Annotated in this window: 28 protein-coding genes; 9 read left to right on the forward strand and 19 right to left on the reverse strand. The window is 59.6% G+C overall.

The window, feature by feature from the left end; all coding sequences use genetic code 11:
- Window positions 1-26 precede the first annotated feature (26 nt).
- Genes GV827_RS17115 through GV827_RS17130 form a run of 4 tightly spaced genes read left to right on the forward strand, consistent with a single transcriptional unit; the run spans window position 27 to window position 3574 of the window.
- Window positions 27-1145: a cupin domain-containing protein gene (locus GV827_RS17115; RefSeq protein ID WP_164355034.1), complete on the forward strand. Its 1119-nt coding sequence runs from the start codon at window positions 27-29 to the stop codon at window positions 1143-1145.
- A gap of 15 nt (window positions 1146-1160) precedes the next feature.
- Entirely contained in the window at window positions 1161-2084 is a 924-nt protein-coding gene (locus GV827_RS17120; protein WP_164355035.1) for a fumarylacetoacetate hydrolase family protein, read from the forward strand.
- Window positions 2081-2938, forward strand: a complete 858-nt coding sequence (locus GV827_RS17125) for an alpha/beta hydrolase (RefSeq protein WP_164355036.1) — start codon at window positions 2081-2083, stop codon at window positions 2936-2938. The genes GV827_RS17120 and GV827_RS17125 overlap by 4 nt, the downstream gene beginning before the upstream one ends.
- A complete protein-coding gene (locus GV827_RS17130) occupies window positions 2939-3574 on the forward strand; it encodes a flavin reductase family protein (protein WP_164355037.1) in 636 nt (211 codons plus the stop codon).
- Between the two features lie 8 nt (window positions 3575-3582).
- Here the strand turns inward: GV827_RS17130 and GV827_RS17135 are convergent, their stop codons facing one another.
- The 7 genes from GV827_RS17135 to GV827_RS17165 all read right to left on the reverse strand — a co-directional run bounded on the left by GV827_RS17135 (window position 3583) and on the right by GV827_RS17165 (window position 9069).
- Window positions 3583-3993: an acyl-CoA thioesterase gene (locus tag GV827_RS17135; RefSeq protein ID WP_164355038.1), complete on the reverse strand. Its 411-nt coding sequence runs from the start codon at window positions 3991-3993 to the stop codon at window positions 3583-3585.
- 84 nt (window positions 3994-4077) lie between these two features.
- The gene (locus tag GV827_RS17140) at window positions 4078-4470 is read right to left on the reverse strand and encodes a RidA family protein (protein WP_164355039.1); all 393 of its coding nucleotides are present in this window, start codon (window positions 4468-4470) and stop codon (window positions 4078-4080) included.
- Window positions 4471-4515: 45 nt separating this feature from the next.
- Complete coding sequence (locus GV827_RS17145) at window positions 4516-5205, reverse strand: ABC transporter ATP-binding protein (protein WP_164355040.1); 690 nt, start codon at window positions 5203-5205, stop codon at window positions 4516-4518.
- The gene (locus tag GV827_RS17150) at window positions 5202-5957 is read right to left on the reverse strand and encodes an ABC transporter ATP-binding protein (protein ID WP_164355041.1); all 756 of its coding nucleotides are present in this window, start codon (window positions 5955-5957) and stop codon (window positions 5202-5204) included. Before GV827_RS17150 ends, GV827_RS17145 begins: the two co-directional genes overlap by 4 nt.
- On the reverse strand, window positions 5947-6933 hold the full coding sequence (locus tag GV827_RS17155) for a branched-chain amino acid ABC transporter permease (protein WP_164355042.1): 987 nt from the start codon (window positions 6931-6933) through the stop codon (window positions 5947-5949). The genes GV827_RS17150 and GV827_RS17155 overlap by 11 nt, the downstream gene beginning before the upstream one ends.
- Window position 6934: 1 nt before the next feature.
- The gene (locus GV827_RS17160) at window positions 6935-7852 is read right to left on the reverse strand and encodes a branched-chain amino acid ABC transporter permease (protein WP_164355043.1); all 918 of its coding nucleotides are present in this window, start codon (window positions 7850-7852) and stop codon (window positions 6935-6937) included.
- Between the two features lie 62 nt (window positions 7853-7914).
- Window positions 7915-9069 carry an ABC transporter substrate-binding protein gene (locus GV827_RS17165; protein WP_164355100.1) on the reverse strand — a complete coding sequence of 385 codons (1155 nt, stop codon included), beginning with the start codon at window positions 9067-9069 and terminating at the stop codon, window positions 7915-7917.
- A 444-nt stretch (window positions 9070-9513) separates the two neighbouring features.
- Here GV827_RS17165 and GV827_RS17170 point away from each other — a divergent pair, with 444 nt between their 5' ends.
- Window positions 9514-10332 carry a cobalamin B12-binding domain-containing protein gene (locus GV827_RS17170; protein WP_164355044.1) on the forward strand — a complete coding sequence of 273 codons (819 nt, stop codon included), beginning with the start codon at window positions 9514-9516 and terminating at the stop codon, window positions 10330-10332.
- A gap of 61 nt (window positions 10333-10393) precedes the next feature.
- On the opposite strand, the gene GV827_RS17175 is transcribed toward GV827_RS17170, so the two are convergent.
- A complete protein-coding gene (locus GV827_RS17175; RefSeq protein WP_164355101.1) occupies window positions 10394-10846 on the reverse strand; it encodes a c-type cytochrome in 453 nt (150 codons plus the stop codon).
- Window positions 10847-11021: 175 nt separating this feature from the next.
- Between GV827_RS17175 and chlG the strand changes: the two genes are divergently transcribed.
- From chlG to idi, 4 genes are read left to right on the forward strand one after another with little or no spacing between them, the layout of a single operon-like run.
- Window positions 11022-11921, forward strand: coding sequence for a chlorophyll synthase ChlG (gene chlG, locus GV827_RS17180; protein WP_164355045.1), 900 nt, complete (start codon window positions 11022-11024; stop codon window positions 11919-11921).
- Window positions 11918-13186, forward strand: a complete 1269-nt coding sequence (locus GV827_RS17185) for a BCD family MFS transporter (RefSeq protein ID WP_164355046.1) — start codon at window positions 11918-11920, stop codon at window positions 13184-13186. The genes chlG and GV827_RS17185 overlap by 4 nt, the downstream gene beginning before the upstream one ends.
- A gap of 2 nt (window positions 13187-13188) precedes the next feature.
- Window positions 13189-14367 carry a geranylgeranyl diphosphate reductase gene (locus GV827_RS17190; protein ID WP_164355047.1) on the forward strand — a complete coding sequence of 393 codons (1179 nt, stop codon included), beginning with the start codon at window positions 13189-13191 and terminating at the stop codon, window positions 14365-14367.
- 21 nt (window positions 14368-14388) lie between these two features.
- Complete coding sequence (idi, locus tag GV827_RS17195) at window positions 14389-14913, forward strand: isopentenyl-diphosphate Delta-isomerase (protein WP_235930411.1); 525 nt, start codon at window positions 14389-14391, stop codon at window positions 14911-14913.
- Window positions 14914-15004: 91 nt separating this feature from the next.
- Here the strand turns inward: idi and dxs are convergent, their stop codons facing one another.
- From dxs to bchC, 11 genes are all read right to left on the reverse strand, one after another.
- Window positions 15005-16930: a 1-deoxy-D-xylulose-5-phosphate synthase gene (dxs, locus tag GV827_RS17200; RefSeq protein ID WP_164355048.1), complete on the reverse strand. Its 1926-nt coding sequence runs from the start codon at window positions 16928-16930 to the stop codon at window positions 15005-15007.
- 202 nt (window positions 16931-17132) lie between these two features.
- Window positions 17133-17369, reverse strand: coding sequence for an RC-LH1 core complex protein PufX (pufX, locus tag GV827_RS17205; protein ID WP_164355049.1), 237 nt, complete (start codon window positions 17367-17369; stop codon window positions 17133-17135).
- Window positions 17370-17382: 13 nt separating this feature from the next.
- A complete protein-coding gene (pufM, locus tag GV827_RS17210; RefSeq protein WP_164355050.1) occupies window positions 17383-18309 on the reverse strand; it encodes a photosynthetic reaction center subunit M in 927 nt (308 codons plus the stop codon).
- Window positions 18310-18323: 14 nt separating this feature from the next.
- Window positions 18324-19157, reverse strand: coding sequence for a photosynthetic reaction center subunit L (gene pufL / locus GV827_RS17215; RefSeq protein WP_164355051.1), 834 nt, complete (start codon window positions 19155-19157; stop codon window positions 18324-18326).
- A 119-nt stretch (window positions 19158-19276) separates the two neighbouring features.
- The gene (gene pufA, locus GV827_RS17220; protein WP_164355052.1) at window positions 19277-19435 is read right to left on the reverse strand and encodes a light-harvesting antenna LH1, alpha subunit; all 159 of its coding nucleotides are present in this window, start codon (window positions 19433-19435) and stop codon (window positions 19277-19279) included.
- An 18-nt stretch (window positions 19436-19453) separates the two neighbouring features.
- Window positions 19454-19609 (reverse strand): light-harvesting antenna LH1, beta subunit, encoded by a 156-nt coding sequence (pufB, locus tag GV827_RS17225; protein WP_164355053.1) that lies wholly within the window; start codon window positions 19607-19609, stop codon window positions 19454-19456.
- A 176-nt stretch (window positions 19610-19785) separates the two neighbouring features.
- Window positions 19786-20019 carry a cytochrome PufQ gene (gene pufQ / locus GV827_RS17230; protein ID WP_164355054.1) on the reverse strand — a complete coding sequence of 78 codons (234 nt, stop codon included), beginning with the start codon at window positions 20017-20019 and terminating at the stop codon, window positions 19786-19788.
- Window positions 20016-21479: a chlorophyllide a reductase subunit Z gene (gene bchZ / locus GV827_RS17235; RefSeq protein WP_164355055.1), complete on the reverse strand. Its 1464-nt coding sequence runs from the start codon at window positions 21477-21479 to the stop codon at window positions 20016-20018. Before bchZ ends, pufQ begins: the two co-directional genes overlap by 4 nt.
- Before the next feature lie 46 nt (window positions 21480-21525).
- Window positions 21526-23106 (reverse strand): chlorophyllide a reductase subunit Y, encoded by a 1581-nt coding sequence (gene bchY, locus GV827_RS17240; protein ID WP_164355056.1) that lies wholly within the window; start codon window positions 23104-23106, stop codon window positions 21526-21528.
- Window positions 23099-24118, reverse strand: coding sequence for a chlorophyllide a reductase iron protein subunit X (locus GV827_RS17245; RefSeq protein WP_164355057.1), 1020 nt, complete (start codon window positions 24116-24118; stop codon window positions 23099-23101). The genes bchY and GV827_RS17245 overlap by 8 nt, the downstream gene beginning before the upstream one ends.
- Window positions 24115-25056 carry a chlorophyll synthesis pathway protein BchC gene (gene bchC, locus GV827_RS17250; protein ID WP_164355058.1) on the reverse strand — a complete coding sequence of 314 codons (942 nt, stop codon included), beginning with the start codon at window positions 25054-25056 and terminating at the stop codon, window positions 24115-24117. The genes GV827_RS17245 and bchC overlap by 4 nt, the downstream gene beginning before the upstream one ends.
- Window positions 25057-25059: the final 3 nt, after the last annotated feature.

Consider the following 25059-nt stretch of genomic DNA (forward strand, 5'->3'; position numbering starts at 1 on the left):
ACGCGCCAGACCGCAAAGGGGACTTCATGAGCAACACCCGAGAGAACCACCGCGAGAACGTCGCGGGCCGCGCCAATGTCGAGGACACCCCGGAACTGCTGGCCTATTATGATGAGCTTGAGGGCCACCATACCGGTGCCCTTTGGACCGTGGCCAACAAGATTGAGCCTTGGGAGCCAAAGTCCCAGTCCGTACCGGTGCTGTGGCGCTATGCGGATCTGCGCGAAAAGGTGTTGCGTTCCGTCGATCTGGTCACACCCGAGAAAGCAGGCCGACGCGTCATCTATTTCAACAACCCCGGCAGGACCGAGGTATCCGCCGCCGTTGGTTGGATTTACGGCGGCCTTCAGGTGATGAACCCCGGTGAAAAGGCAACGGCACACCGCCATTCCGCCTCTGCCATCCGGTTTATCATGGAAGGCTCAGGCGCCTATACTGTTGTCGACGGCCACAAGATGACGCTGCACCGCAACGATTTCGTACTGACGCCCAACGGCACTTGGCACGAACACGCGGTGGAGGACACAGGCACCCCGTGCATTTGGCAGGACGGTCTGGACATCCCGCTTGTCAATGCAATGGAGGCGAACTTCTTTGAGGTGCACCCCGACCTTTCGGAGCCTGTCGCCTACCCCGTCGATGACATGACCAAGACTTGGGGCAATCCCGGTCTGACCCCCGGTGGTGGCGCATGGGACAAGGGGTATTCCCCGATGTTCAAATACGAATGGGATCGCACCTATGAGGCGCTGCAGCATTACGCCGCCGCTTCCGAACCCTCGCCCTTCGACGGCACGCTGATGGAATACGTGAACCCAACGAACAACGGACCGGTCATGAAAACCATGGGCGCGTCGATGCAGATGCTGTCGCCGGGCGAAAAGACCAAGGCGCACCGTCACACCGGCAGCTACCTGTATCAATGTGCCAAGGGGTCGGGCTATTCCATCATCAATGGCCAGCGTTTCGACTGGACCGAGCGGGACATCTTCTGCGTCCCCTCCTGGGCCTGGCACGAACACGGAAACGCGTCAGATAGCGACGACGCGGTGCTTTTCTGCCTGAACGATCTGCCCGTTATCCGTGCCCTTGGCCTTTATCGCGAGGAAGCCTACGGCGACAACAACGGCCAACAGCCAACCTGACTCCAGAGGAACCCTATGAAACTTGTCACTTACCGCACCGACGTCGAAGCGCCAGCCCGTCTGGGCGTGATCGACGATGGCATTGTTGTTGATGTTGCCGGTTTTGGCGAACACGTCGGCCTTGACCTGCCATCGCGGATGCTCGACTTCATCGATCTTGGCCCGCTCGCCGTGCGCCAGTTGCGCGACGCGGTGCATTCCGCTGGCGGTGATTTCGGCAACGCGCTTGCCCTGCCGATTGAAACCGTCACCCTGCTGGCCCCGATCCCGCGCCCGCGCAAGAACATCTTTGGGATTGGTCTGAATTACCTCGACCATGTCACCGAAAGCGCCAAGGCGCTCGATACCGACGATGCGCTGCCGAAAGAGCCGGTCGTTTTCTCAAAACCACCCACGGCTGTTGTCGGCCCCAATCAGCCCGTGCGCCATGATGCGAACATGACCCAGCAGCTTGACTGGGAGGTCGAACTGGCTGTCATCATCGGCACCACGACAACAGCCGTAGCCCGCAAGAATGCATTGAAACGCGTCTTTGGCTATTCGGTGATGATCGACGTTTCTGCCCGCGACAATCGCCGCGCAGGGCAGTGGATCTTCTCGAAAGGCATGGACAGCTATGCCCCCTTTGGCCCCTGCATTGTCACGGCAGACGAAATTCCCGATCCGCAAACGCTCGATCTTTGGCTCAAGGTGAACGGCGAGGAAAAGCAGAACTCAAACACCGCCAAGATGCTTTTCAAGGTGGATGAGCTGATTGCCGATCTGTCCAAGGGTATCACGCTGGAACCGGGCGACATCATCGCCACCGGCACACCCGAAGGGGTCGGCGCAGGACGCGATCCGCAGGAATGGCTGTGGCCCGGCGACGTGATGGAAGCCTATGTCGAGGGTATCGGCACCATCCGCCATCCCATCGTCAACGCTTCAGAGTTCAAATGAGCGCCTACGACCTCGACCCGCAGATCGACCATGACTTTAACGCCCGCGAAAGTGTCGCCGACTTCGATGCCGAGTTCGGCAAGCTGATCGAGATCAGCAATCGCGCCATGGCGGACACGCCCCGGCAGGCCGACCTTGTCTTCGACCCCCAAAGCGGATCGGCGCTTGACCTTTATGGCGCGGGCGAGGGGCGCCCTGTGTTCCTGTGGATCCACGGCGGATACTGGCGGTTGGGCACCAAGGAAGGGAACGCCTTTGCTGCTCCCGGTCTGGTTGCCAACGGCGTTGCTGTCGCGGTGATGGACTATTCTCTTGCCCCTGCCGTGACCCTTGAGCAGATCGTGCACGAGGTCCGCACCGCTGTCGCATGGCTCCATCGCGAAGGCTCGGCCATGGGACTTGCCACCCAAAAAATCCACGTTGGCGGTTCTTCCGCCGGGGGCCATCTGACCGGCGCGGTGCTGGCCGACGGCTGGCGACAGGACTACGGATTGCTCGGCGATGTGATCGGTGCGGCGCTTGCGCTCAGTGGTATCTACGATCTTGAACCCTTGCTGCACACACAGGTGAACGGCTGGATGAATATGGACATGGACACCGTCAGGTCCCTGTCCCCGATCCGCCATATTCCAAATCAGACCGACGCGCATTTGATCCTGTCCGTGGGTGGCGAGGAACGCGAAGGTTTCCTGCGCGAGACCCAAGCCTATCATGACGCATGGGTGGCCAAGGGACATAAAGTCACGCAGGTCGATATGCCCGGCTACAATCACTTTGACATCACCGGCACGCTGGCCGACCCCGACGCAAAGCTGGTGCGCGCAACCCGCGATGCCATCATGGCATTTCACTGAATGCGCTTCGATCTTGACCCTGATACGCCGCAGTTCAGCTACAAGCTGCTGGCCTCTACGGTCACCCCCCGTCCGATTGCCTGGGTCACCACGCTGGGCAAAAACGCCGTGATCAATGCGGCCCCCTACAGCTTTTTCAACGCCATGGGCCACACACCGCCCACGGTCGCAATCGGTATTCTGGCCGATCCTGAAAAGGGATGGAAAGACACGGCCCGCAATATTCTGGATACCGGCGAATTCGTTGTGAACCTCGTACCGGAGGCCTTGGCCGAGGAAATGAACCAGACCTGCACCAATGCCCCGTCAGAGGTGAGCGAGATGGAGATTGCAGGCCTGCAATCGGCGCCCGCCACCCATGTCAAACCGCCCCGCATTGCCGGTGCGCCGGTGTCTTTCGAATGCAAGACCTTCACCGTGGTCAGCACCAGCCCGGAACAGGCCATCGTCATCGGTCAGGTTCTGGCAATCCACGTCGCAGACAAATATGTCATCGACGCCGAGAAAGGGTATATCGACACCCCGGCGATCGAGCTGATCGGGCGGATGCATGGGTCAGGATGGTACACGCGGACGGGTGACACGTTCCAGATGGAGCGCCCGGTCTATTCCGACGCAATGACCAATAAGAAGTAGGAAAGCCGTCAGGCCGCCGCTCTTTGGACCCAACCATCCAGCTTGGCGCGGATGGGATCAGGCCAGGGGGTCGATTTTCCATTCCCGTCGATCCACACCAGCGTTGACGTGGCAATGAACCGCCGCTGTCCGCCACAGGTTGCTTCGGTCTCCAACCCAAGGCTGGAGCGGCCCAGCCGTGTGCAGCGCAAGGCCAATTCCAACCGATCCCCATGACCGCTGGGGGCTGTAAACTGAACCGATATCTCTGCCGTCGGCACGCCGCCGTCCTGATGCAAATCCTCGAACGGGCACTCCAAAGCCTCGTCAAAGAACGCTTCGACACAATCGTTGATCATTTCGAAATAGCGCGGGTAGAAAACGATCCCCGCCGGATCGCAGTGCTTGAACTTCACCTTTTGCGGCATCACGAAACGCATTGAACTTAATCCTTCGGCTCAAAGAGGCCCCCGCCTCTACCTTTAGGGAATTCAAATAGCCCTACGCCGCAGCGCGGCATTGCGTCAAAGCACCGCAGTCGCCTCAATCTCGACCAACGCGTCATCCTCGACCAGACCGGCAACAACAACCATGGTCATGGCCGGGAAATGCCGGCCCAAAACCTTGCGGTAGACCTCACCCACCTCGCGCTGCCGCGCCATGTATTCCTTCTTGTCGACGACATACCAGGTCAGCCGGACCAAATCTTCGACCTTGCCCCCCGCTGCCTCAAGAACGTCAACGATGTTGCGCAGGGCCTGTTCCATCTGGCCGATGAAATCATGGCTTTCGAAAACCTGATTCGCGGTCCATCCGATCTGCCCACCGATGAACAACTGGTTGTCTGCGGTCTTGATCCCATTGGCATAGCCCTTGGCCTTGGCCCAGCCTTCGGGCTGTATCACGTCATGAGGCATTTCGCTTCTCCTTTGACTTCATGTTCCGGCAATGGGCTCATCACATCAAACCCCCAGATACTGATCTTTGATGTCGGTGCTCAGCCCGTCGATGGTGCCGCGCCAGACTGTCTCGCCACGCTCCAGTATGACTACCTTGTCCGCGACGTGGCGCAGCTCACTGATCGTCTTGTCCACAACAATAATTGACAATCCGGTGGTCTTCTTCAGCGTCGCGATGGACGCCCAGATTTCCTGTCGCACGACGGGGGCCAGCCCTTCGGTCGCCTCGTCAAGGATCAGCAAGCGTGGGTTCGTCATCAACGCGCGCCCGATCGCCAGCATCTGCTGTTCCCCGCCCGACAGCGATCCGGCCAACTGATCACTGCGTTCGCCCAATCGCGGAAACAGCGCGTGGACCTTATCGAAATCCCACTCCCCCGGACGGGCAGAGGCATAGAGGTTTTCGTAAACGCTCAGGTTCGTGAAACAGCGCCGCCCTTCGGGAACGAGTCCCAATCCCAGACGCGCCGCTTTATGGGCGGGCAGGCTGCTCATATCCTGACCCGCAAATCTTACCTTGCCTGCTGAATGCTTGAGCAAGCGGCAAATCACTTTGATCGTGGTCGATTTGCCCATCCCGTTGCGCCCCATCAGCGCGACAACTTCGCCCTCGCCCACGCTCAGGTCGATCCCGAACAATGCCTGTGATGCGCCATAGCTTGCCGTGACCCCTTCAAGAGTGAGAAAGCTCATGCCGCGTCCTCCTCACCCAAATAGGCCACGCGCACTTCGGGATGCGCGCGGATCTCTTCGACGCTGCCGGTCGCGATGATCTTGCCATAGACCAGAACACTGATCCGGTCCGCACAGGCAAAGACCGCGTCCATGTCATGTTCAACCAACAGGATCGGTGCCTCATGCTTCAGTTCCTGCAGGAAATTCGTCAGGGTTTTCGATCCTTCGCCCCCCATGCCCGCCATGGGCTCGTCCATCAGAAATGCCTTGGGCGCCAGCGTCAGCGCAACGGCCACCTCCAGCTGCCGCCGCTGCCCGTGAGAAAGCTCGGACGTCACGACGTTCTCGTAATCGCGCAGGTTCACCCGGTCGAGCGCACTCCGCGCACGGGCCAGCAGCGCCGCATCTTTCATCGCCGGTTTGAAAAAGCGAAAGACAGAGCCACTTTGCCCCACCGCGCCCAGCACCGCGTTTTCCAGCACAGTGAACCCCATGGCCAGCGCAGAGATTTGAAACGTGCGCCCCAGACCCAGCCGCGCCCGCTGCGCGGTGCTCATGCCAGTAATCTCATGACCCAGGAACTGGACCGATCCCGCGTCAGGTTTCAGCCCACCGGCGATCTGCTTGATCAAGGTCGATTTGCCAGCGCCGTTCGGTCCGATCAGTGCGTGAATTTCGCCGGGCACCAAATCCAGCGAAATGCCATCGCTCGCCTTGAGCGCGCCAAAGGATTTTTCGATGTTACTGACCTTCAGAATGCTATCCGGCACGGCCCGTCTCCTTCTTTGAGAGGCCACCGATGATGCCGCCCTTCGCAAAGAGCACCACGAACAGCAGGATCGCCCCCAGATAGATGAACCAATACTCCGACAGCCCGCCAAGGAAATGTTCCAGCACGATGTAGAGCGCCGCCCCGGCGACAGGCCCGAAAAGCCGTGCCACACCGCCCAGGATGATAAAGATCATGATCTCACCCGAAATCTGCCAAGAGAACATGGTCGGGCTGACAAAACGGTTGAGATCGGCAAACAGAGCCCCTGCCAGACCGGTGATCGCCCCTGATATGACAAAAGCGACCAGCCGCACCCGGTAGACGTTGATCCCTACGGTCAGCGCGCGTTCCTCTTGCTGATGCGCCCCGTTCAGCGCCAGACCGAAGGGCGACTTGTTGATTCGGTCCACAAGGAACAGCACCGCCAGCAGGATCACGAAACAGATGCCAAAGAACTGGATCGGGTCCAGCGTATTCAGCCCCGGAAACTGGTTGCGCACGTAAATCGACAGGCCGTCCTCGCCCCCGTAGGCAGGCCAGGAGATCGTGAAATAGTAAAACATCTGCCCAAAGGCGAGCGTGACCATGATGAAGTACACGCCAGACGTTCGCAGCGACAGCGCCCCGATCACGAGGGCCAGCAGCGCGGACATCACGATTGCCACCAGCCAGATGACCGGCATCGAATTGGTCCCTTCGATCAGAAAAGGCACCTCCATGATCGGCTCATAATTCTGCGCATGACTGGCAAGGATACCCATCGCATAGCCGCCCATCCCAAAATAGGCGGCGTGGCCAAAGCTGACCAATCCCCCCTGCCCCAGCGCAAGGTTCAGTCCCACCCCGGCCAGCGCAAAGATCACCGCGCGGGTGGCCAGCGTGATCGTAAACGGCTCCTCCGCGAAATAGGCATAGGCGGGGATCAGGACCAATCCCGCAAGGATGAGGATGTTGATATAGCGTTCGCGCAGCATGTCAGGCGCTCCCGAAAAGGCCGGTGGGTTTAAAGAGCAATACCCCAGCCATCAAAATATAGATCAGCATCGAGGCCAGCGCAGAGCCAACAGTGGTCGCTGATGACGGATCCATGAAGGCCCCAAAGACGACGGGCAGCAAGGTGCGCCCCAAGGTATCGGTCAGACCTACAAGGATTGCGCCCGCAAGCGCGCCCTTGATCGACCCGATACCGCCAATGACGATCACCACAAAGGCAAGGATCAGCACCGGCTCACCCATGCCGACCTCAACCGACTGAATCGCGCCCACCAGAGCCCCGGATAACCCGGCCAGCGCTGCGCCCAACGCAAACACCATCGTGTAAAGTACCGAGATATCGACGCCCAGGGCCGCGATCATCTCGCGGTCATTCTCTCCGGCACGGATGCGCATCCCGACGCGTGTCTTGGAAATCAAAAGGAACAAGCCCACCGCGACAGCCAATCCGATCACGATGATCGTCAGTCGGTACACCGAGTACTCGATCCCGCCCGGCAGGGTGACCGTGCCCTTGAGGACATCAGGAATATTCAGAAACAGCGGGAACGATCCGAAAATCCACCGCGTGGCCTCGGAAAAGATCAGGATCAGCGCAAAGGTTGCCAGCACCTGATCCAGATGATCGCGCTCATACAATCGCCGGATCACCGTCAGTTCGATAAGCGCGCCAACGATCGCTGCCGCCACAAGGCTTGCCACCAGCGCCAGAAAGAAGTTGCCCGTCCATGCCGCCATCGCCGCCGCCGCGAAGGCACCCACCATATAAAGCGAGCCATGCGCTAGGTTGATCAGCCCCATCACGCCAAAGATCAGCGTTAGGCCTGCCGCCATCAGGAACAGCATGACCCCGAACTGCAATCCGTTGAGGATCTGCTCGATCAAAAGAAGTGTCGTCATCAGCCCCCCGCCGCATGAAAAAACCCCCGGCAAATGTCTTGCCGGGGGTTAGTGCCAAATTTTTACAGCTTGCACTCTGCCGCGTAGACGTCCTGACGGTCTTCCAGCGCCACGCCGATGATCTTGTTGGTAAAGACATCGCCGTCCTTGATCACTTCACGCACATAGAAGTCCTGGATCGGATGCTGGTTGCTGCCGAACTTGAAGTCGCCACGGGTGGAAACAAAGTCTGCCGCACGCAGGGCCTCACGGAAGGCATCAGTGTCTTTCACGTCTGCCTTTGCAGCCGCCGAGACGATCAGGTTGGCCGTGTCGAACGCCTGTTGCGCATAGATCGAGGGGATACGGCCATATTCAGCCTTGAAGCTTTCTACGAAAGCTTTGCTGGCCGCGTTGTCCAGATCAGGGCTCCACTGCGCGGTGTTGTGGATACCAAGAGCGGCTTCGCCCACCGCACCAAGGATGGTCTGGTCAAAGCTGAACGCAGGTCCGACTACCGGCAGGTCAATTCCGCTGTCGGCATATTGCTTGAGGAACGAAATCCCCATGCCGCCCGGCAGGAAGAAAAAGATGCCGTCCGCATCCGAGGCGCGAATTTGCGCGATCTCGGCCGCATAGTCCGTCTGGCCAAGCTTTGTATAAAGCTCGCCCGCCAGATCACCTGCATAGGTCCGCTTGAAACCAGTCAGGGCATCCTTGCCAGCCGGATAGTTGGGCGCAAGAATGAAGGGGTTCTTGAACCCAAGCTCTTTCGCATGAGCGCCTGCGGCCTCATGCGGTCCATCGTTTTGCCATGCCACGTTAAAGTAATTCTCGTGACACCCTTTCCCCGCCAGCTGCGCCGGGCCTGCGTTGGGCGAGATATAGAATTTCCCCTGCGCCGTTGCGGCTGGCGCCACAGCCAGCGCGAGGTTCGACCAAACGATGCCGGTCATGATATCCACCTTCTCGGACTGGATCATCTTGTCGGCCAGTTGCACTGCGATATCAGGCTTGCGCTGGTCGTCCTCGACAACCACTTCGATTCCTTCGTTGCCCGCCTGTTTGATACCCAGCAGGAAACCATCACGAATGTCGACGCCAAGGGCAGCGCCCCCGCCGGTCAGTGTTGTGATCAGGCCAATCTTGACCTTGCCGCCGTGACCATCGGCCACCGCACCTGACGCCATTGCAAGGGCCACGGCACTTGCCGCACCAAGCATTCTCAGCGTCTGCATTGCTTTCGTTGAAATCATCTATTTTCTCCCAGTTTTTCGCGGACGCAGTTTTCTGCGCCTCTCCCGACACTTTGTGACGGCTCTACGCCAATTGAAATGGCCTAATTGCCCAAATCTACGGTACCATTCAATTTACTTCAAGCTCAAAATATTTGAGCTTGAAGATAATCGTGGCAGATTTGAAGCCACCAACAGATCGGCGACTTCTCGCCCAGCGGGCACACTCAGCCCTGAAAGACAAACCCCTGAGAGAACGCGGCAATTCTTTACTGTAAAGCGCAATGTACACCATAGTGTACTAAGAAATATACACTAAGGCGTTGAAGACTAAAGGAAAATCAGTTGTCAAAGTTGTAAATTAATGAGAATATGCTATGTCAAAATTCAGAGACACATGGGCCAAGGCGGCTGGATCTAGAATGGCCGCCCCATCAGGGGAAAGAGATGACATCACCTGAAGACACAAGCGGTCTGTTCGTCGAGGACCTGTATGTTCGGTCGTATGACGACCTGAACCAATTGCAAAAGCAATTGCCGCAAGATGTTGTGGCGTCGCTTGCCCGAGAGGTGCTTGAGGGGCTCGCCCGGAAAATGGCTCAGCCTCAAGCACATAGTGACGCCATTATGGATCTCGCCAAAGCGCTTATCGGACCAGAGCCAAAAGCCGCGGCTACCTTGATCGAAAAGCACTACCAGAACGGCGCGGACGTAAACGCGCTTTATCTTGATTATCTGGCACCAGCAGCCCTGCAACTTGGCAAATGGTGGGAATCAGACGAAGTACCGTTTTCCAGCGTCACTACCGGCATCGGTCGCATCTATGCGATCATGCGCCTTTTCCGCCCCCGCATCAGGCCATCCGGTAAACTTGACAAAAAGTCCGCATTCTTTGCTTCTGTCCCGGACGACGATCACACCCTTGGTGTCAATATCGCCGCTGAACTTGCGCGCAAGGCGGGCTGGCATATTGAAGTCGAAATGGACAGCGAGCACGATCGGCTTGTCGAGCGGATCGTTACGTCAGGCCACAGGCTGATTGGCCTGTCTGCTGCGGGCAAGCATTCCGTGCCCGACCTGACCCGCCTCGTTCTGGCCTTGCGCATCAACCTACCCGACGCACTGATCATGATCAGCGGCAATGTTGTTGAGGCGGCAGCGGACAGCCTGAAACTGATGCATCTGGATGGTGCAGCCAGCGATTATGAAACAGCGATGCAGGAACTCGACAGGCTCTGGGCAACACTGCAACGCACCAGCATGTGAGAAGCGGCGCTGCACATGCAACGCCGCCTCAATAATCTCTATCAATCGCTTAAGCGAAAAATCAGTTGGTTTTCGTTTCTGGACCCACGGATACAAGGTATGCCCAGACATCCTTGGCGTCCTTCTCATCACCCAATTTAAATGACATCTTCGAACGGGCTTTCTTGTCATCAAGTATTTCGCGCAGGAATTCACGTGGATCGGCCACATAGGAGACAAAACTCGCCTCATCCCATGTCAGGCCGTTTTCGCCTGCTTCAACGAGGGATTTACCATATTTCCTGCCAAAATCCTCTTCGCCGCCTGCTTGACGGGTGTAAAGGCCGTAAAGGTTTGGACCATTACGTCCGCCTTTGACAATCGCCTCACCATCAGCGTCAACAATCGAATGGCACGCCTTGCACTTTGAAAAGACGTTCTCACCCGCAACGGCATCACCGGTAGCGTGACCATCGGCAAACGCTGGTCCCGCGACCAGGGCGAGGCCAAATGCGGCGGTTTTCAACATTTTCATTTTTGAACTCCTATTTGCTGTGTTCACGAAACCAATAATTAGTACGATTTCGGTCAGGACAAACCCCTGAATGAAATTAATCACCGCCCTGTGAACGTGCAACACAAATTCCCGCAAACTGTTCGCCCAACATTACACTTGTAGACTCGCGTACTGTCAGGCTAGGTTTACATATATGAGCATCTCCACAGATATTGCCCCAAGGCGATTGCCAGAGCCTGCGGCGATGCTGCGGCTGATCAAACCAATCACCTGGTTTCCCCCGATGTGGGCCTATCTGTGTGGCGCGCTGTCGTCCGGTGCGGTCCTTTCCGGCCAGTGGCCAATGATCCTTTTGGGTATCCTTTTGGCCGGTCCGATCGTCTGCGGCATGAGCCAGGCCGCCAACGACTGGTGCGACCGTCACGTGGACGCCATCAACGAACCCGACCGCCCGATCCCGTCGGGCCGCATTCCGGGCCGTTGGGGCCTTTGGATCGCATTGGCAATGTCTCTGCTCTCGCTCTTGGTGGGTTGGCAGCTCGGGCCTTGGGGATTTGCGGCCACGGTCCTGGGTGTCATCGCGGCATGGGCCTATTCCGCTGAACCTGTGCGCTTGAAAAAATCTGGCTGGTGGGGACCCGGCCTCGTTGGCCTGTGCTATGAAGGATTGCCTTGGTTCACCGGCGCTGCCGTCCTTTCCGCTGGCGCACCCACTTGGCCGGTTATCATCATCGCTGCCCTCTATGCCCTTGGTGCCCATGGCATCATGACACTCAACGATTTCAAGGCGCTTGAAGGCGACACCCAGACCGGTGTCAATTCCCTCCCCGTCACCTTGGGCCCTCGCCGCGCTGCCCTGGTTGCCTGCTGGGGCATGGCGCTGCCGCAATCATTCGTGATCTCGCTGCTGCTGATATGGGGAAAGCCCCTGCATGCTGCCGCCATCACCGTTCTGCTGCTGGTCCAGATCGCCGCCATGCGCGTTCTGCTGCGCGATCCCAAAGGACGTGCGCCGTGGTACAATGGCACCGGCGTCACTCTCTATGTCAGTGGCATGATGATCGCCGCCTTTGCGCTAAGGAGCCTCGCATGACCCTCAGCTGGTTCCAAATCGCCCGCATGGGACTGGTTCAAATGGCGCTGGGTGCCATCGTTGTGCTGACCACCTCGACCCTGAACCGCCTGATGGTTGTTGAATTTGCCCTGCCCGCCATTCTGCCGGGCATGCTGGTCGGACTTCACTACGGTATCCAACTGTCGCGCCCGCGCTGGGGCTTCACCTCGGACACCGGCGGCAACCGAACCAGATGGATCATTGGCGGCATGATCATCCTCGCCCTTGGCGGCTTCCTCGCCGCCTTCGCCGTTACCCTATTCGCGGCGAGCTTCTGGGCCGCCCTGATCCTCTCGATCCTCGCCTACACCCTCATTGGCATCGGCGTTGGCGCTTCGGGCACATCGCTCCTTGCGCTGCTGGCCACGGCAACTGCCCCCGCGCGTCGCGCGGCCGCTGCCACGATCACATGGCTGATGATGATTTTCGGCATCGCCCTGACTGCGGGCCTTGCCGGCAGCTTTCTGGACCCCTATTCCCCCGCACGCCTTATGACGGTCGTCGCCGTGGTCGTCATTGCCGCCACGCTCCTTACCATCCTCGCCATCGCCGGTATCGAGCGTCGTGTCACCGCCACGCGGGAACCGGACACCATGCCTTTCATACAGGGCCTGCAAGAGGTCTGGGCAGAACCGAAAACCCGCAACTTCACCATTTTCGTCTTCCTCTCCATGAACGCCTACTTCATGCAGGAACTCATCCTTGAGCCCTTCGCTGGCCTTGTCTGGGGCTTCACGCCGGGCCAATCCACTTCCCTCTCGGGCGCGCAAAATGGTGGTGTGTTCATCGGCATGCTTACCGTTGGGATTATGGCCACAGGCCTCAAGATCGGCTCCTTGCGCGCATGGATCATCGCGGGCTGCCTTGGCTCCGCACTCAGCCTTTTCGCCATCGCTTCCGCTAGCCTGCCACTTGTCCCCTGCGTCATCGCGCTCGGCATCTTCAACGGCATGTTCGCGGTCGCTGCCATCGGCTCCATGATGGCGCTGGCCGCCGAGGGGCGGGGCCAGCGCGAAGGCACGCGCATGGGCCTTTGGGGTGCGGCGCAAGCCATCGCCGCCGGTTTTGGCGGCCTGACCGGTGCCGCCGCCGTCGATGTGATGCGCGGCTTTCAGCCTGACGCAGCTGCCTTCGGCATCGTATTTGCGGCCGAGGCCGCCTTGTTCATCGCTGCCGCCGCATTGGCGCTGCACATCATGGAAAACAAAAGGGCCACACCAGCGGCCATGGTTCCGGGGGAATAGATATGTACGATGTCGTCGTGATTGGCGGAGGGCCGTCAGGCTCAACAGCCGCCGAAGAACTGGTCCGCTCAGGTCACAAGGTTGCGCTTTTGGACCGCGATGGCCGCATCAAACCTTGCGGCGGCGCCGTGCCGCCCCGCCTAATCACTGATTTCAACATCCCCGACGAACAGGTCGTCGCACGTATCAACACTGCGCGCATGATCTCCCCTACCCAACGTCAGGTCGATATCCCGATCGAAAACGGCTATGTCGGAATGGTCGACCGTGAACACTTTGACGAATATTTGCGTGTTCGCGCAACCGAGGCTGGCGCAGATCGCTTTACCGGCACTTTCACCAAGATCGAGCGCGACGCCGACGGCACCCATGTCATCTACCGCGACAAGGCCAGCGGCGAAAAGAAACGTCTGACCACCAAGCTGATCATCGGCGCGGATGGAGCACGGTCAAACGTCGCCAAGGCCGAAGTACCCGGCGGTGACAAGATCCCCTATGTGATCGCCTACCACGAAATCATCGAGGCGCCCGACCCCACCGAGAGCTACGATCCCAAACGCTGCGACGTGATCTATGATGGCACCATCAGCCCGGATTTCTACGGCTGGGTCTTCCCGCACGGCAAATCCGCAAGCGTCGGCATGGGCACCGGCATCGACGGCGTCGACCTGAAAAAAGCCACTGCCGAGCTGCGCGTCGCCTCAGGCCTTGAACACTGCAAGACCATCCGCAGAGAGGGCGCGCCCATTCCGTTGAAACCGATGGACAAATGGGACAATGGCCGCGACGTGGTTCTGGCGGGCGATGCAGCTGGTGTCGTTGCCCCCTCCTCTGGCGAAGGCATCTATTATGCCATGGTCGGCGGTCAGGTCGCCGCCGCTGCGGCCTCTGCCTGTCTTACCACGGGCCGCGCGCGCGATCTGCAACTGGCGCGCAAGCTCTTCATGCGCGAACACAAACAGGTCTTTCGCGTGCTGGGTGCCATGCAAAACGCCTATTACCGCTCCGACGAACGTCGCGAGCGTTTCGTCTCGCTTTGTCACGACGTTGACGTGCAGCGCCTGACGTTTGAGGCCTATATGAACAAGAAACTGGTCAAGGCACGGCCGATGGCGCATCTCAAGATCGGCATCAAGAACCTTGCACATCTGACCCGATTGGTGTCAGAGACCCGCGTCTGAGGAACCACAATGGACGGTGGCATGGTCCCCACAAACATCATGATCCCGGCATGGGTCGATGGCGACCTTACGCCCGTGGAAAAGCTCGCCGCGCACCAGCGCGGATTGCGCCACCTTGCCATCTCGGTCTTTGTGATCCGCGACGGGAAAATCCTGATTCAGCAGCGCGCGCTTGGCAAATACCACACGCCGGGCCTCTGGGCGAACACCTGCTGCACCCATCCCGCATGGGGCGAGGATGCATTGACCTGCGCCCACCGTCGTCTGAATGAAGAACTTGGGATCACCGGCCTCGACCTGAAACACCGGGGCCAGGTCGAGTACCGCGCCGACGTCGGCAACGGGCTGATCGAACATGAAGTCGTCGAGGTCTTCATCGCCCGTGCCGGAGCCACGATGCCCCTCGACCCCAATCCTGACGAAGTCATGGACACCCGCTGGATCACCCCGGAGGCGCTCGCCATCGAGATCGCCGAAAATCCCGAAAAATTCACCCCCTGGCTGCGCATCTACCTTAAAGAGCACCACAAGATGATCCTGGGCTGACCTCAGGCCTCATCTTTCCCCTATAACTCCCGGGTTTGGGGCAGAGCCCCAATCAAATAATCGAACGCGGGGCTTGCCCCGCTCCTTTGGCTCAAACGCCCGGCATCCGCGCCGACCGATGCCCCACGGCCTGCATCGCGGTCGCGGCAATATCCGTCGCCGTCAGCCCCGCATCCGCATACATGGCATCCGGGGCGGCCTGATCAATGAACCGGTCCGGCAGCGTCATCGTCCGAATGGCCAATGATCCGTCCAGCAAACCTTCACCCGCCAGATCATGCAACACCATCGCACCAAATCCGCCCCTGGCCCCCTGCTCTACCGTGATCAGCGCGCGATGTTTGCGCACCAAACGGTGCAGCAGATTGCGGTCCAGCGGCTTTGCAAACCGCGCATCGGCCAACGTCACTGACAGGCCCTGCGCCTCCAGCTTTTTCGCCGCCTTTAGGCATTCGCCTAGATGCGCGCCGAACGACAGGATCGCCACGTCCGTGCCTTCGAACAAGACCCGGCCCTTGCCGATCTCCAGAACCTCACCCACCTCGGGCATCGGCACGCCCTCACCTTCCCCGCGTGGATACCGGAAGGCAATCGGCCCGCTGTCATGCGCAGCGGCCGTAGCAACCATATGGACCAATTCCGCCTCATCCGCCGCCGCCATCACGGTCATATTGGGCAGGGCCGCAAGATAGCCGACATCGAAGGCGCCAGCATGTGTGGCGCCATCGGCACCGACCAATCCAGCCCGGTCAATCGCAAAGCGCACCGGCAGGTTCTGCAAGGCCACGTCATGTACCACCTGATCATACCCGCGTTGTAGGAATGTCGAATAGATCGCGCAAAAAGGTTTCAGCCCCGATGCCGCCATGCCAGCGGCAAAGGTCACCGCGTGCTGCTCTGCAATACCCACATCGAACATCCGCTTGGGATGCGCGCGTGCAAGGATATCCATTCCCGTCCCGCCGGGCATCGCAGCACTGATGCCGACAATACGCGGATCATGATCGGCCAGCTTGGTCAGTGCCTCTCCGAACACCTTCGTATAACTCGGCGCATTGGGGCGCTTCTTGGCCTGCGTCCCGCAGGCCACCGTGAACTTGCCAACCCCGTGATACTTGTCGGCTGATTGCTCGGCCGGGGCGTAGCCCTTGCCTTTGACCGTGCAGCAGTGGATCAGCACAGGCCCCGTCGCGCGGGTTCGCGCGGCCCGCAGTACGTTCATCAGCTGATCCATGTCGTGGCCATTGATCGGCCCGACATATTGAAAACCAAGCTCTTCAAACAGGGTTCCTTGCGCCCCGACGGCACCGGTCACCATCTGCCGCGCACGCCGTGCGTGATCGCGCAGGGGACCGGGCAAAGCGGCCTCAAACCCTTCGGCCACCTGCTGCAACGATCCAAGCGGAGATCCATAAAGCCCCGACAGATAGGACGACATCGCCCCCACCGGGGGCGCAATCGACATCTCGTTATCATTCAGAATGACGAACATCCGCCGCCCCTCGGCACCTGCGTTGTTCATCGCCTCATAAGCCATCCCGGCACTGATCGACCCATCCCCGATGACCGCAATCGCATCGCCCGTCGGCTGGCCCATATCGCGCCCAACGGTAAATCCAAGTGCGGCAGAGATAGAGGTCGAACTATGCGCCGCGCCAAAGGGGTCGTATTCGGATTCGCTGCGCTTTGTGAAACCGGAAATCCCGCCCTCTTGCCGTAGTGTATGCATCCGGTCGCGCCGACCGGTCAGTACCTTGTGCGGGTAACACTGGTGGCCCACATCCCAGATCAGCTTGTCACGCGGCGTGTCGAATACCGCGTGCAGCGCCACGGTCAGCTCGACCACACCCAGCGATGATCCCAGATGCCCCCCGGTTTGCGAGACAGCCTCGACCACCTCGGCACGCAATTCATCGGCCAGCAATCGCAGGTCCGCATTGCTCAGACCTTTGAGATCATGCGGCGCAGTGATCCGGTCAAGGAACGGCGTCTGCCGCTGTGTGTCTTGGTATGGCATCTCTGGCTCCTTTGGCTACGGAGGGAGGTGCCTGTTGGCCCGGATCAGAGGGGACCGCGCCGCACGCGGTGCTGTCCCCTCTGGTTCCCGTAGCCAACAGGACATGTCGGGAAAGCCTCTTCCCGACGTTTCCAATCAGATCAAGGGACATGATCGGACTGGAACTGGTGGGAAGGGCCGACCACGCGGCCCCGCCAAAGCGTTAGCTGACCGTCGTGTCCTCGACAGTCAGGTTGTAGGAAAACGGCGTTGGATCATCCGCTTCCTTGGACTGCTCGGGCAGCAACTGACCGATGGCGTAGATCACCCAGATCAGGAACCCCACCGCAAAGCAGAAGAGCGCGGCATAACCTGCCCCCTTCAACATCAGGGCTGTCACATCGGCACGCAGTCGGAAATCACCCTCGCCCGTGCGGAGATAGTCGTTGTTGTCACTCATCATCTTTCTCCTATCAATCAAGCGGCGCGTAGCCGTGCTCTTGTGCCCAGACAAACCAGTTGTCCACGACCGTTCCGGTCAGCAGGATACCGATACCGCCTGTCAGCGTTGTCAGTACTGCGAACCACCACGCCCAGCGGTGAATGCCTTCCATCGTGGCGTTGAACCCCATGGTCCATCTCCAGAAGAGGGCCGCTCGCTCGGATGCCGTGCCGCGGTCCACGATCTGTTCGATCTCCCGCTCACCGCCGTAGCGGCTGACGGCCAGGATCGTCGCCCCGTGCATCGCAAACAGCAGGGCAGAACCATACAGGAACACGATGCTAAGCGCGTGGAAGGGGTTGTAGAACAGGTTGCCGTAGGTCAGTGAGAACAGGTTCGTCCAGTCCAGATGCGGGAAGATCCCGTAAGGCACCGCCTCTGACCACGATCCCATCAGGATCGGCCGGAACAGACCCAGCACCAGGAACAACCAGATCGCAGAGGCGAAAGCCCAGCTCACATGCTTGCCCATGCCCAGTTCCTCGGCCCTCAGGTACGTCCTGATCCACCACGAGATCACCGACACCAGCAGGAAGAACGAGGCAATCAGCCACCATCCCCCTTCATCCAGCGGGGCAAAGCCCAGCCCGTAATCCGACGAAGGTGGCTCAAGCGCGAGCCAGAACAGATCGCGGAAGAACAACCCCGGAGAGTAATCCACCTGCCACCAGAAGTTCATGCCGACAATGAAGAACCAAGCAAAGCCTGTCGCCAAGGCCACCAGCCCGAAAGGTCCAAGATAGATCGGCCCCAGCTGCGCGTTGCCAAAAAGACCGGCCAGCGATGAGAAGCTCGCGGAATTCGTCCGCTCGCGGCCCAATCGTCCGTCAGGATCGACGCCCATTTCGGGCGGCCCCTGAACCTGAACCTGCGTGAAGATATTCTGATATTCAGCCATTTTTCATACCCTCCTTACAGGTCCGCCCACCAGGGCAACAAAGCATACCAATCCCACCATGCGCTCCACTGGTCGAACCAGATGGTGCCTGAGATCACGATACAGATCGCACTCCACAGTCCGGCGTTCAGCGCCAGCAGCAGACCCAGCCGGTGAATGCCGAGTGGCCCGATCGAATACCCGATCAGATCGCGGAAATAGGTGTCTTCGTGATCCGGTGTAACGATGTGGTTTTCCTTACCGCCAGTATTGACTGCCGACAGAACCAGCGACCCGTGCAGCGCCAGCGCCAGACAGTTCGTAAAGAAGAACGTGATGGCGATCATATGCGCGGGGTTGTAGTGAAAGTTGCCGTAGGCATATCCGACGTTGTTCACCCAATCGAGGTGGCTGAAGATGCCATAGGGAAACCCGTGGCCCCATGCGCCCATCAACAGCGGCCGGATGATCACCAGCGTGACATAGGCCAGGATCGCTACGCCAAAGGCAAAGGGCACGTGATAGCCCATTCCGAGTTTTCGACAGATCTCGACCTCGCGCAGCATCCAGCTGACAAAGGCCAGCGTCGCGCACATGGTGATGATTTGCCAAAGACCGCCTTCGGCCAGCGGCGCCATGCCAAGACCCACTTCAAGGGACGGTGGGTCAATCGAGATCAACCAGGGGTTCCAGGTGTCGCCAAGGGCGGCGCCGTAGAAAATCAGTATCGTACCGAGTGCGGCGAAAAAGAACGTCGTGACGCCAAAAAAGCCGACGTAGAAGGGCCCCACCCAGAAGTCGAACAGATCGCCGCCAACCAGCGTCCCACCCCGGACCCGGTATTTTCTTTCGAAGCTGAGCTGTGCCATCTTCTTTCTCCTTTTGCGCCAGCGGTCCTGTCCCTACGGGCCATGTGATGCGCGTGAAATTATGTGGTTGCTGCGGGCGGGGGGCTGACCCGCCCGCGGCTGTGTCTTAAAAGCTGAGCTTATTCACCCGCGCCGAAGGCGAGGTTGAACCAGTTCGTCTCTGGGTTGCTGAGCAGGACGAGGTGAATCATCGCCGCCAGCAGAAAGAGGAACACGCCCTGCGCCACGAACACGCGGCGGGGGTCGAAGATCAGCCAGATTTTGTAAAACTGTGCCATTTCTCGAAATCCTCTCGATTACCAGGCGAACCAAGGCAGTTTGAAGTACGTCAGCAAATGCGCGACCAGAGCCACGATCGTGAAGATCGTGAAGCCGCTCATATAGACCGAGTGCAATTCCTGCGCTTGCTCGTCTGTCAAACCTGTGAAGGACAGGTCATTTTTATCAGCCATGTTTTTCTCCTTACGAAAAAAAGTGCCGACGCCGCGTACCCCCCGCGGCCGGGTTACAACGCAGGCTCATCCTGCGCTCTAATCCACCACCCCGGGGGGGAGTGATGAACCTCTTTGTCGGGGAGGCTCCCGAATTTCGTGTCACCTGCGCGGGGCTAATGCGCGGGTGGCTTACATCACGCGGAAAAGATGCGTGGTGTTATGATGTTGGCCTGTGACCATGCCGCCTTGATGGGCCCGCGTTCGGGCAGCTCCATCCGGCGGGCTGTGGACAGCACCCATGTGAGGATCGTCAGCGGCAATGTCGCTGCGAAAATGATCGCGAAATAGACATAATATTCGCGCATGGGCGGGCCGCTTTTTGCGCGGTGTGGCTCTACGTGGATCGTCTCTGTTGTCATATCCGTCATGGTTTGGCTCCTCCCGAAGCTGATTGCAGGCTGTTCACTGTCTCCAGCACGACCCGTTCGTCCCCTGCATCAAGCGCGCGTTTTTCGGCGGCATCGCGCAGGGTCTTGGCGGCGGAAATCCGGGTAAGAATCGGGTGGCTTGCCACGATCTCATCCAGTTTCGCCTGTGCGTCGGCATCCCAGGGGAAGTCACGACGTAATGGTGTAGGGGTTGCCGGCGTTGCATCCATCTCGGACGCCAGCGGCAGGATGTGAAACAGCGCATCAAACAACCCGTTGCACACTTCCTGCACGATATACGTGGCACCCGCGTAGCCCATGAAAGGCGTGCCCGTCGCGCGCCGAATGGCAGCACCCGGGAAGCTGGCGGGAATGAACGTCGGCGCTGGCCCAAAACCCGATTTCATCTCGGCCAGATAAATTTTTTCATTTATCGACCCCATCAGGATCAGCGGGCGCTTGTCATGCACCATCGCGCGGACCTGATCGTTATCCGTCTTTTTCCCGCGCATGCGGGCCACCGCAAAGGCACAGGGCAGTCCCAGATCGTTTTCAAGGAAGTTCCGCACGCCGCGCGCGTAAGTCTCATTCGCCACAATCCCGAAGGACGCGGTGGCAAAGAAATCCTGCGTCACCGACCGCCACAAATCCCAGACCGGTTTGATCGTGGAATGTTTTTCCTGCTCGATGAACGGCTCGGGGTCCAGACCCAGCAGTTCACCCAGCTTGCGCAGGAATTTCGTGGTGCTGTCCACACCAACCGGCGCCTGCAGATAGGGCTTGTTCAGCACTTCACACAGGCCCCGTCCGAACTCGCGGTACATGCAGACATTCACATCCGCGTTCACAAGGTTTCGCATCTCGCCCACATGGCTGCCCAGTGGCATCACCATGTTAACCTCAGCGCCGATCCCTTCGACCAGTCGTCTAATCTCGTGCAGATCGGATGGCATGTTGAACGTGCCATACATCGGGCCCAGGATATTGACGCGCGGTGCGGCACCCTCTTCGCGCTTTTTCTCTGGCGGCATCCGCCCCTTGGTCATCCCGAATTCGGTAAAGATCCACGTCATCGCACGGTCTGCCGCTTCCCACTGATCTTCATCAATGGTGCGCGGGAGGAACCGCTGAATGTTCGTGCCTTGCGGTGTGACGCCACCACCGATCATCTCGGCAATGGACCCGGTCACGACAACGGCTGGCAACGCCGGATCAAGTGTTTCCCAGGCGCGCTTCATGGACTCTTCGGTCCCCGCGCCCATCTCGCCCTCACCCAGACCGGTGACGACAATCGGCAACTCATGTGGCGGCAGCGCGTCTGTGTAATGCAGCACGGAAGTCACCGGCAGGTTCTCGCAGCCCACGGGCCCGTCGATCACCACCTGCAAACCTTTGACAGCACAGAAGGCATAGATCGCCCCCCAATATCCGCCCGCGCGGTCGTGGTCTTGCACTAGCATGACGACACCTCCGCATTGCGGGAAAGGGATATGCAAGCGAACCCGTTCATATCATTTGCGCCGCTTTGGCAGCGCGCGCCTGCTTCTCAAGCTTCTTCAGATTCTGCGCCCGGAACTGCGGCTGAAGGTTCGGGCTGCCTTCCCAGACACCGGCGGTGTCGTTGTGTCCCACGCCTTCGAAAAAGGCTTTCATCTTGCCCATCCGGTCCTTGTTGCCGATGGCCGCATTCACGACCTGCGCCAGAGACCCGGCACCCGCGACACCCATCAGGGGCCGCGCCGAAATCAGGTTGGTGAAGTACAGCGATGGTATCCCCAGCTCCTTGCCCTTCTGGACAACCGGCGTCGTGCCAATCGCCAGATCAGGCCGGATCGCCTCCATCGCCGCGCAATCATCTTCCAGTGACGCGCGATACTTGATCTTCACGCCCTTTGCCTCAAGCCATGCCGCATCATCCGCAGACCATGGCGTCTTGGGACAGGCGGTGCCCACATATGGCACATCCGCGCCGCTTTCGATCAACAGACGCGCGACCAGCAGTTCAGAGCCTTCATAGCCCGACAGCGTGATCGTGCCCTTGATCGGCGTGGCGGACAGCGCTGCTTTTATCGCAGGGAGGAAAGCATTCTGCGCCGCCGCCACCTCTTTTGCCGATACACCAAAGGCATCACCAATCGCGGCCAGCCAGCTTGCCGTGCCATCATGCCCCACAGGGGCAGAGCCGATAACTGGCCGCCCTGCGGCCTGAAATTCACGGACGCTGGCCGTGTAGAAAGGATGGATCGCCGCGGCCACACCGCAATCAAGGGCTGCGTACAACTCACGCCATTCGCGGCACGGCACCACAGGCCCCGCAGCCAGTCCCATGGGGGCCAGCATCGCACCGATCATCATCGGGTCGGCCGGAAACATCTCGCCCAGCAGGCTGACTGTGGGTCGGTCCGATTTCCCACTTTCGGGCATTGCAACGGGACCTGCTTCAATCTCGCGCCGCGCGTAATTCAGCATCGCACCGGCCAGCACGTCCTTGGCCTCGGCGTGGGTCGGCACGCCAAAGCCCGGCACGTCGATACCCACCACACGCACGCCATCAATCTCATCCGGCAACAACTGCAGCGGCACGCCCGACGCTGTCGGCACACACAGGTTCGTCACCACTATCGCGTCCAGCTTTTCGGGATCCGCAATGTCATGCACCGCTTCGCGGATGTCCTCGAACAGCTTGCCGGTCACCAATGTCTCTGAATTGAACGGCACATAGCCGACCGAGCGCCGCGCGCCATAGAAGTGTGACACGAAGGTCAGCCCGTAGACACAGCAGGCCGATCCCGACAGGATCGTCGCCGTTCGCTTCATCCGCAGACCCACGCGCAGCGACCCAAACGCCGGGCACATCGACTGTGGCTTGTCATGCGGTCCCTGCGGATAGTCCTTGGCGAATTGATCCAGCAACTCCGACTGACCTGCTGACCGCGCGGCCTCGGCCATGGTCGCGCCAGAGTGGCAGCCCAAACCGTCCTGCGACGTCGGAACATCATCCCCCGCCATCGGCGCATGGCTTGCCTCGTCGATCACCACCGACCCGGCGTCGTCATAGTCGACGTTATATCCGGTGCGATCAGACATCGTCGTAGACAACCTCCAGCGAAACCTTCGGTTTGGAATACTTGCCGCGCATGTCCGCATCCGTCGCGGGCTCAAGCACCACGTTGCCACCTGTCTCCGACGCATCGAACAAACCAAGCAGCCCATCCTGATCCAGCGGGTTCGGACGCACGGGCGGCGCGTCGGCCACTTCCATCCCGAGGTCCGCAAACAGCTGACCCCACTGGCTCTCCATGGTGCCGACAATCTGGTAATTGGCGGATTTCTTGCGCAGGTCGTCATCCTGCGGAATGGCCGCCAGCACCGGGATATCGACCGCTTCGGCAAAGGCTGCCGCCTCGCCTGAGCCATCGTCCTTGTTGATCACCAGCCCCGCGACACCGACATTGCCGCCCAGCTTGCGGAAGTATTCGACCGCCGAGCAGACGTTGTTAGCGACGTAAAGCGATTGCAGGTCGTTCGACGCGACAAGAATGACTTTCTGCGCCATGTCCCGCGCGATCGGCAAACCGAAACCACCGCAGACCACGTCTCCCAGAAAATCAAGCAGTACATAATCAAAGTCCCAGTCGTGAAAGCCGAGCTTCTCGAGCAGTTCAAAGCCGTGGATGATCCCGCGCCCGCCGCAGCCGCGACCAACCTCCGGTCCGCCCAGCTCCATCGCGAACACACCGCCGCGCTTGAAGCACACATCGCCGATCTGCACTTCTTCACCGGCCAGCTTTTTCCGCGTTGAGGTCTCGATGATCGTGGGGCACGCCTTGCCCCCGAAGAGCAGCGAGGTTGTGTCCGACTTCGGATCACAGCCGATCAGCAGCACACGCTTGCCCTGCTCGGCCATCATGTGGCTGAGGTTGGCCAGCGTGAACGACTTGCCGATCCCGCCCTTGCCATAGATCGCGATGATCTGGGTCTTGGACTTTGGCTCATCAACAACGATGTCGGCGAAATCTTCGTTCGCCTCATCACGCAACCGCTGATCAAAATCCTTGATCGTGCCGCCATCTTTCAGATTGGGGATATCAAGTGTCATGCGTGACCTTTCCAGTCGAGAATCATTTTCAGGCAGTCGCCATCGGAGAAGGCCGTCTCATAGGCCGTCGTCGCATCCGCAGCTTTCGCGCGGTGCGTTATCAGGTTGCCAAGGCTCAGCGCCCCGCATTCCACCAGCGACCGGGTCGCCATCAGGTCGTCGCGCGTCCACTCTGCCGCCACACGAAACCGCGCCTCTTTCATGAAGGCCGGCGGAAAGGCGAATTGGATGGGTGCCGCGTAAAAGCCCGCCAGCACGATTTCGCCACCCTTGATGATCCGACCGATCAGATCGCCCAGCACCTCAACGGAACCGGAGGCGTCGTAGACAGAAGCGTAGTCGCGGCGCGTATCCGTATCCGGATGCAGCACCTCGTATCCTTCGGCACCGGAAGCGCGCGAAGGATCAATTTCCCAGACTGTCGGCGCAGGCGCACCAGCGGCAATCGTCAACCGCGCCAGCAAGCGGCCCAGCACACCGTGACCCACGATCAGGTCCGGCACAGCCTTGCCCGGTCCCGCCATCGCATGACGCGCTGTTGCGGCCAGGGCCAGCAGGGCACCTTCTTCTTTCAATGCTGGATCAATGCGCGTCACGCGGTCGGCGTCAGAGACCAGCAAACTGGACGCACCGCCGAACAATCCGAACGCCCCGTCAAAACAATTAGCCCCTGGCACGAACACGCGGTCGCCCGGCTTGTATCCCGTGGCAGGCGCAGCCTCGACCACTTCACCGGCAGCCTCGTATCCCGGCACCAGCGGATAGCCCATGCCCGGAAAGGGCGGCATATCGCCGGTCCAAAGCAGCTTTTCGGTTCCTGTAGAAATCCCTGAATGGGTGACCTCAACAACCAGATCGCCCTTGGACGGAGGGGTAACGCTCAACCGGTCGAGGCTCAGGTCACGTGGTCCGTTCAGTATGACGGCGGTTGTCTGCAATGG

This window comes from Sulfitobacter sediminilitoris (assembly GCF_010667575.1).
In the GTDB taxonomy this organism is placed as follows: Bacteria; Pseudomonadota; Alphaproteobacteria; order Rhodobacterales; family Rhodobacteraceae; genus Sulfitobacter; species Sulfitobacter sediminilitoris.

What these genes read in the sequence shown, in the direction of transcription:
- GV827_RS17115 (WP_164355034.1), top strand. Translation starts at nt 27, where the DNA reads ATGAGCAACACCCGAGAGAACCACCGCGAGAACGTCGCGGGCCGCGCC.
- GV827_RS17120 (WP_164355035.1), top strand. Translation starts at nt 1,161, where the DNA reads ATGAAACTTGTCACTTACCGCACCGACGTCGAAGCGCCAGCCCGTCTG.
- GV827_RS17125 (WP_164355036.1), top strand. Translation starts at nt 2,081, where the DNA reads ATGAGCGCCTACGACCTCGACCCGCAGATCGACCATGACTTTAACGCC.
- GV827_RS17130 (WP_164355037.1), top strand. Translation starts at nt 2,939, where the DNA reads ATGCGCTTCGATCTTGACCCTGATACGCCGCAGTTCAGCTACAAGCTG.
- GV827_RS17135 (WP_164355038.1), bottom strand. Translation starts at nt 3,993, where the DNA reads ATGCGTTTCGTGATGCCGCAAAAGGTGAAGTTCAAGCACTGCGATCCG.
- GV827_RS17140 (WP_164355039.1), bottom strand. Translation starts at nt 4,470, where the DNA reads ATGCCTCATGACGTGATACAGCCCGAAGGCTGGGCCAAGGCCAAGGGC.
- GV827_RS17145 (WP_164355040.1), bottom strand. Translation starts at nt 5,205, where the DNA reads ATGAGCTTTCTCACTCTTGAAGGGGTCACGGCAAGCTATGGCGCATCA.
- GV827_RS17155 (WP_164355042.1), bottom strand. Translation starts at nt 6,933, where the DNA reads ATGCTGCGCGAACGCTATATCAACATCCTCATCCTTGCGGGATTGGTC.
- GV827_RS17160 (WP_164355043.1), bottom strand. Translation starts at nt 7,852, where the DNA reads ATGACGACACTTCTTTTGATCGAGCAGATCCTCAACGGATTGCAGTTC.
- GV827_RS17165 (WP_164355100.1), bottom strand. Translation starts at nt 9,069, where the DNA reads ATGCAGACGCTGAGAATGCTTGGTGCGGCAAGTGCCGTGGCCCTTGCA.
- GV827_RS17170 (WP_164355044.1), top strand. Translation starts at nt 9,514, where the DNA reads ATGACATCACCTGAAGACACAAGCGGTCTGTTCGTCGAGGACCTGTAT.
- GV827_RS17175 (WP_164355101.1), bottom strand. Translation starts at nt 10,846, where the DNA reads ATGAAAATGTTGAAAACCGCCGCATTTGGCCTCGCCCTGGTCGCGGGA.
- chlG (WP_164355045.1), top strand. Translation starts at nt 11,022, where the DNA reads ATGAGCATCTCCACAGATATTGCCCCAAGGCGATTGCCAGAGCCTGCG.
- GV827_RS17185 (WP_164355046.1), top strand. Translation starts at nt 11,918, where the DNA reads ATGACCCTCAGCTGGTTCCAAATCGCCCGCATGGGACTGGTTCAAATG.
- GV827_RS17190 (WP_164355047.1), top strand. Translation starts at nt 13,189, where the DNA reads ATGTACGATGTCGTCGTGATTGGCGGAGGGCCGTCAGGCTCAACAGCC.
- idi (WP_235930411.1), top strand. Translation starts at nt 14,389, where the DNA reads ATGGTCCCCACAAACATCATGATCCCGGCATGGGTCGATGGCGACCTT.
- dxs (WP_164355048.1), bottom strand. Translation starts at nt 16,930, where the DNA reads ATGCCATACCAAGACACACAGCGGCAGACGCCGTTCCTTGACCGGATC.
- pufX (WP_164355049.1), bottom strand. Translation starts at nt 17,369, where the DNA reads ATGAGTGACAACAACGACTATCTCCGCACGGGCGAGGGTGATTTCCGA.
- pufM (WP_164355050.1), bottom strand. Translation starts at nt 18,309, where the DNA reads ATGGCTGAATATCAGAATATCTTCACGCAGGTTCAGGTTCAGGGGCCG.
- pufL (WP_164355051.1), bottom strand. Translation starts at nt 19,157, where the DNA reads ATGGCACAGCTCAGCTTCGAAAGAAAATACCGGGTCCGGGGTGGGACG.
- pufA (WP_164355052.1), bottom strand. Translation starts at nt 19,435, where the DNA reads ATGGCACAGTTTTACAAAATCTGGCTGATCTTCGACCCCCGCCGCGTG.
- pufB (WP_164355053.1), bottom strand. Translation starts at nt 19,609, where the DNA reads ATGGCTGATAAAAATGACCTGTCCTTCACAGGTTTGACAGACGAGCAA.
- pufQ (WP_164355054.1), bottom strand. Translation starts at nt 20,019, where the DNA reads ATGACGGATATGACAACAGAGACGATCCACGTAGAGCCACACCGCGCA.
- bchZ (WP_164355055.1), bottom strand. Translation starts at nt 21,479, where the DNA reads ATGCTAGTGCAAGACCACGACCGCGCGGGCGGATATTGGGGGGCGATC.
- bchY (WP_164355056.1), bottom strand. Translation starts at nt 23,106, where the DNA reads ATGTCTGATCGCACCGGATATAACGTCGACTATGACGACGCCGGGTCG.
- GV827_RS17245 (WP_164355057.1), bottom strand. Translation starts at nt 24,118, where the DNA reads ATGACACTTGATATCCCCAATCTGAAAGATGGCGGCACGATCAAGGAT.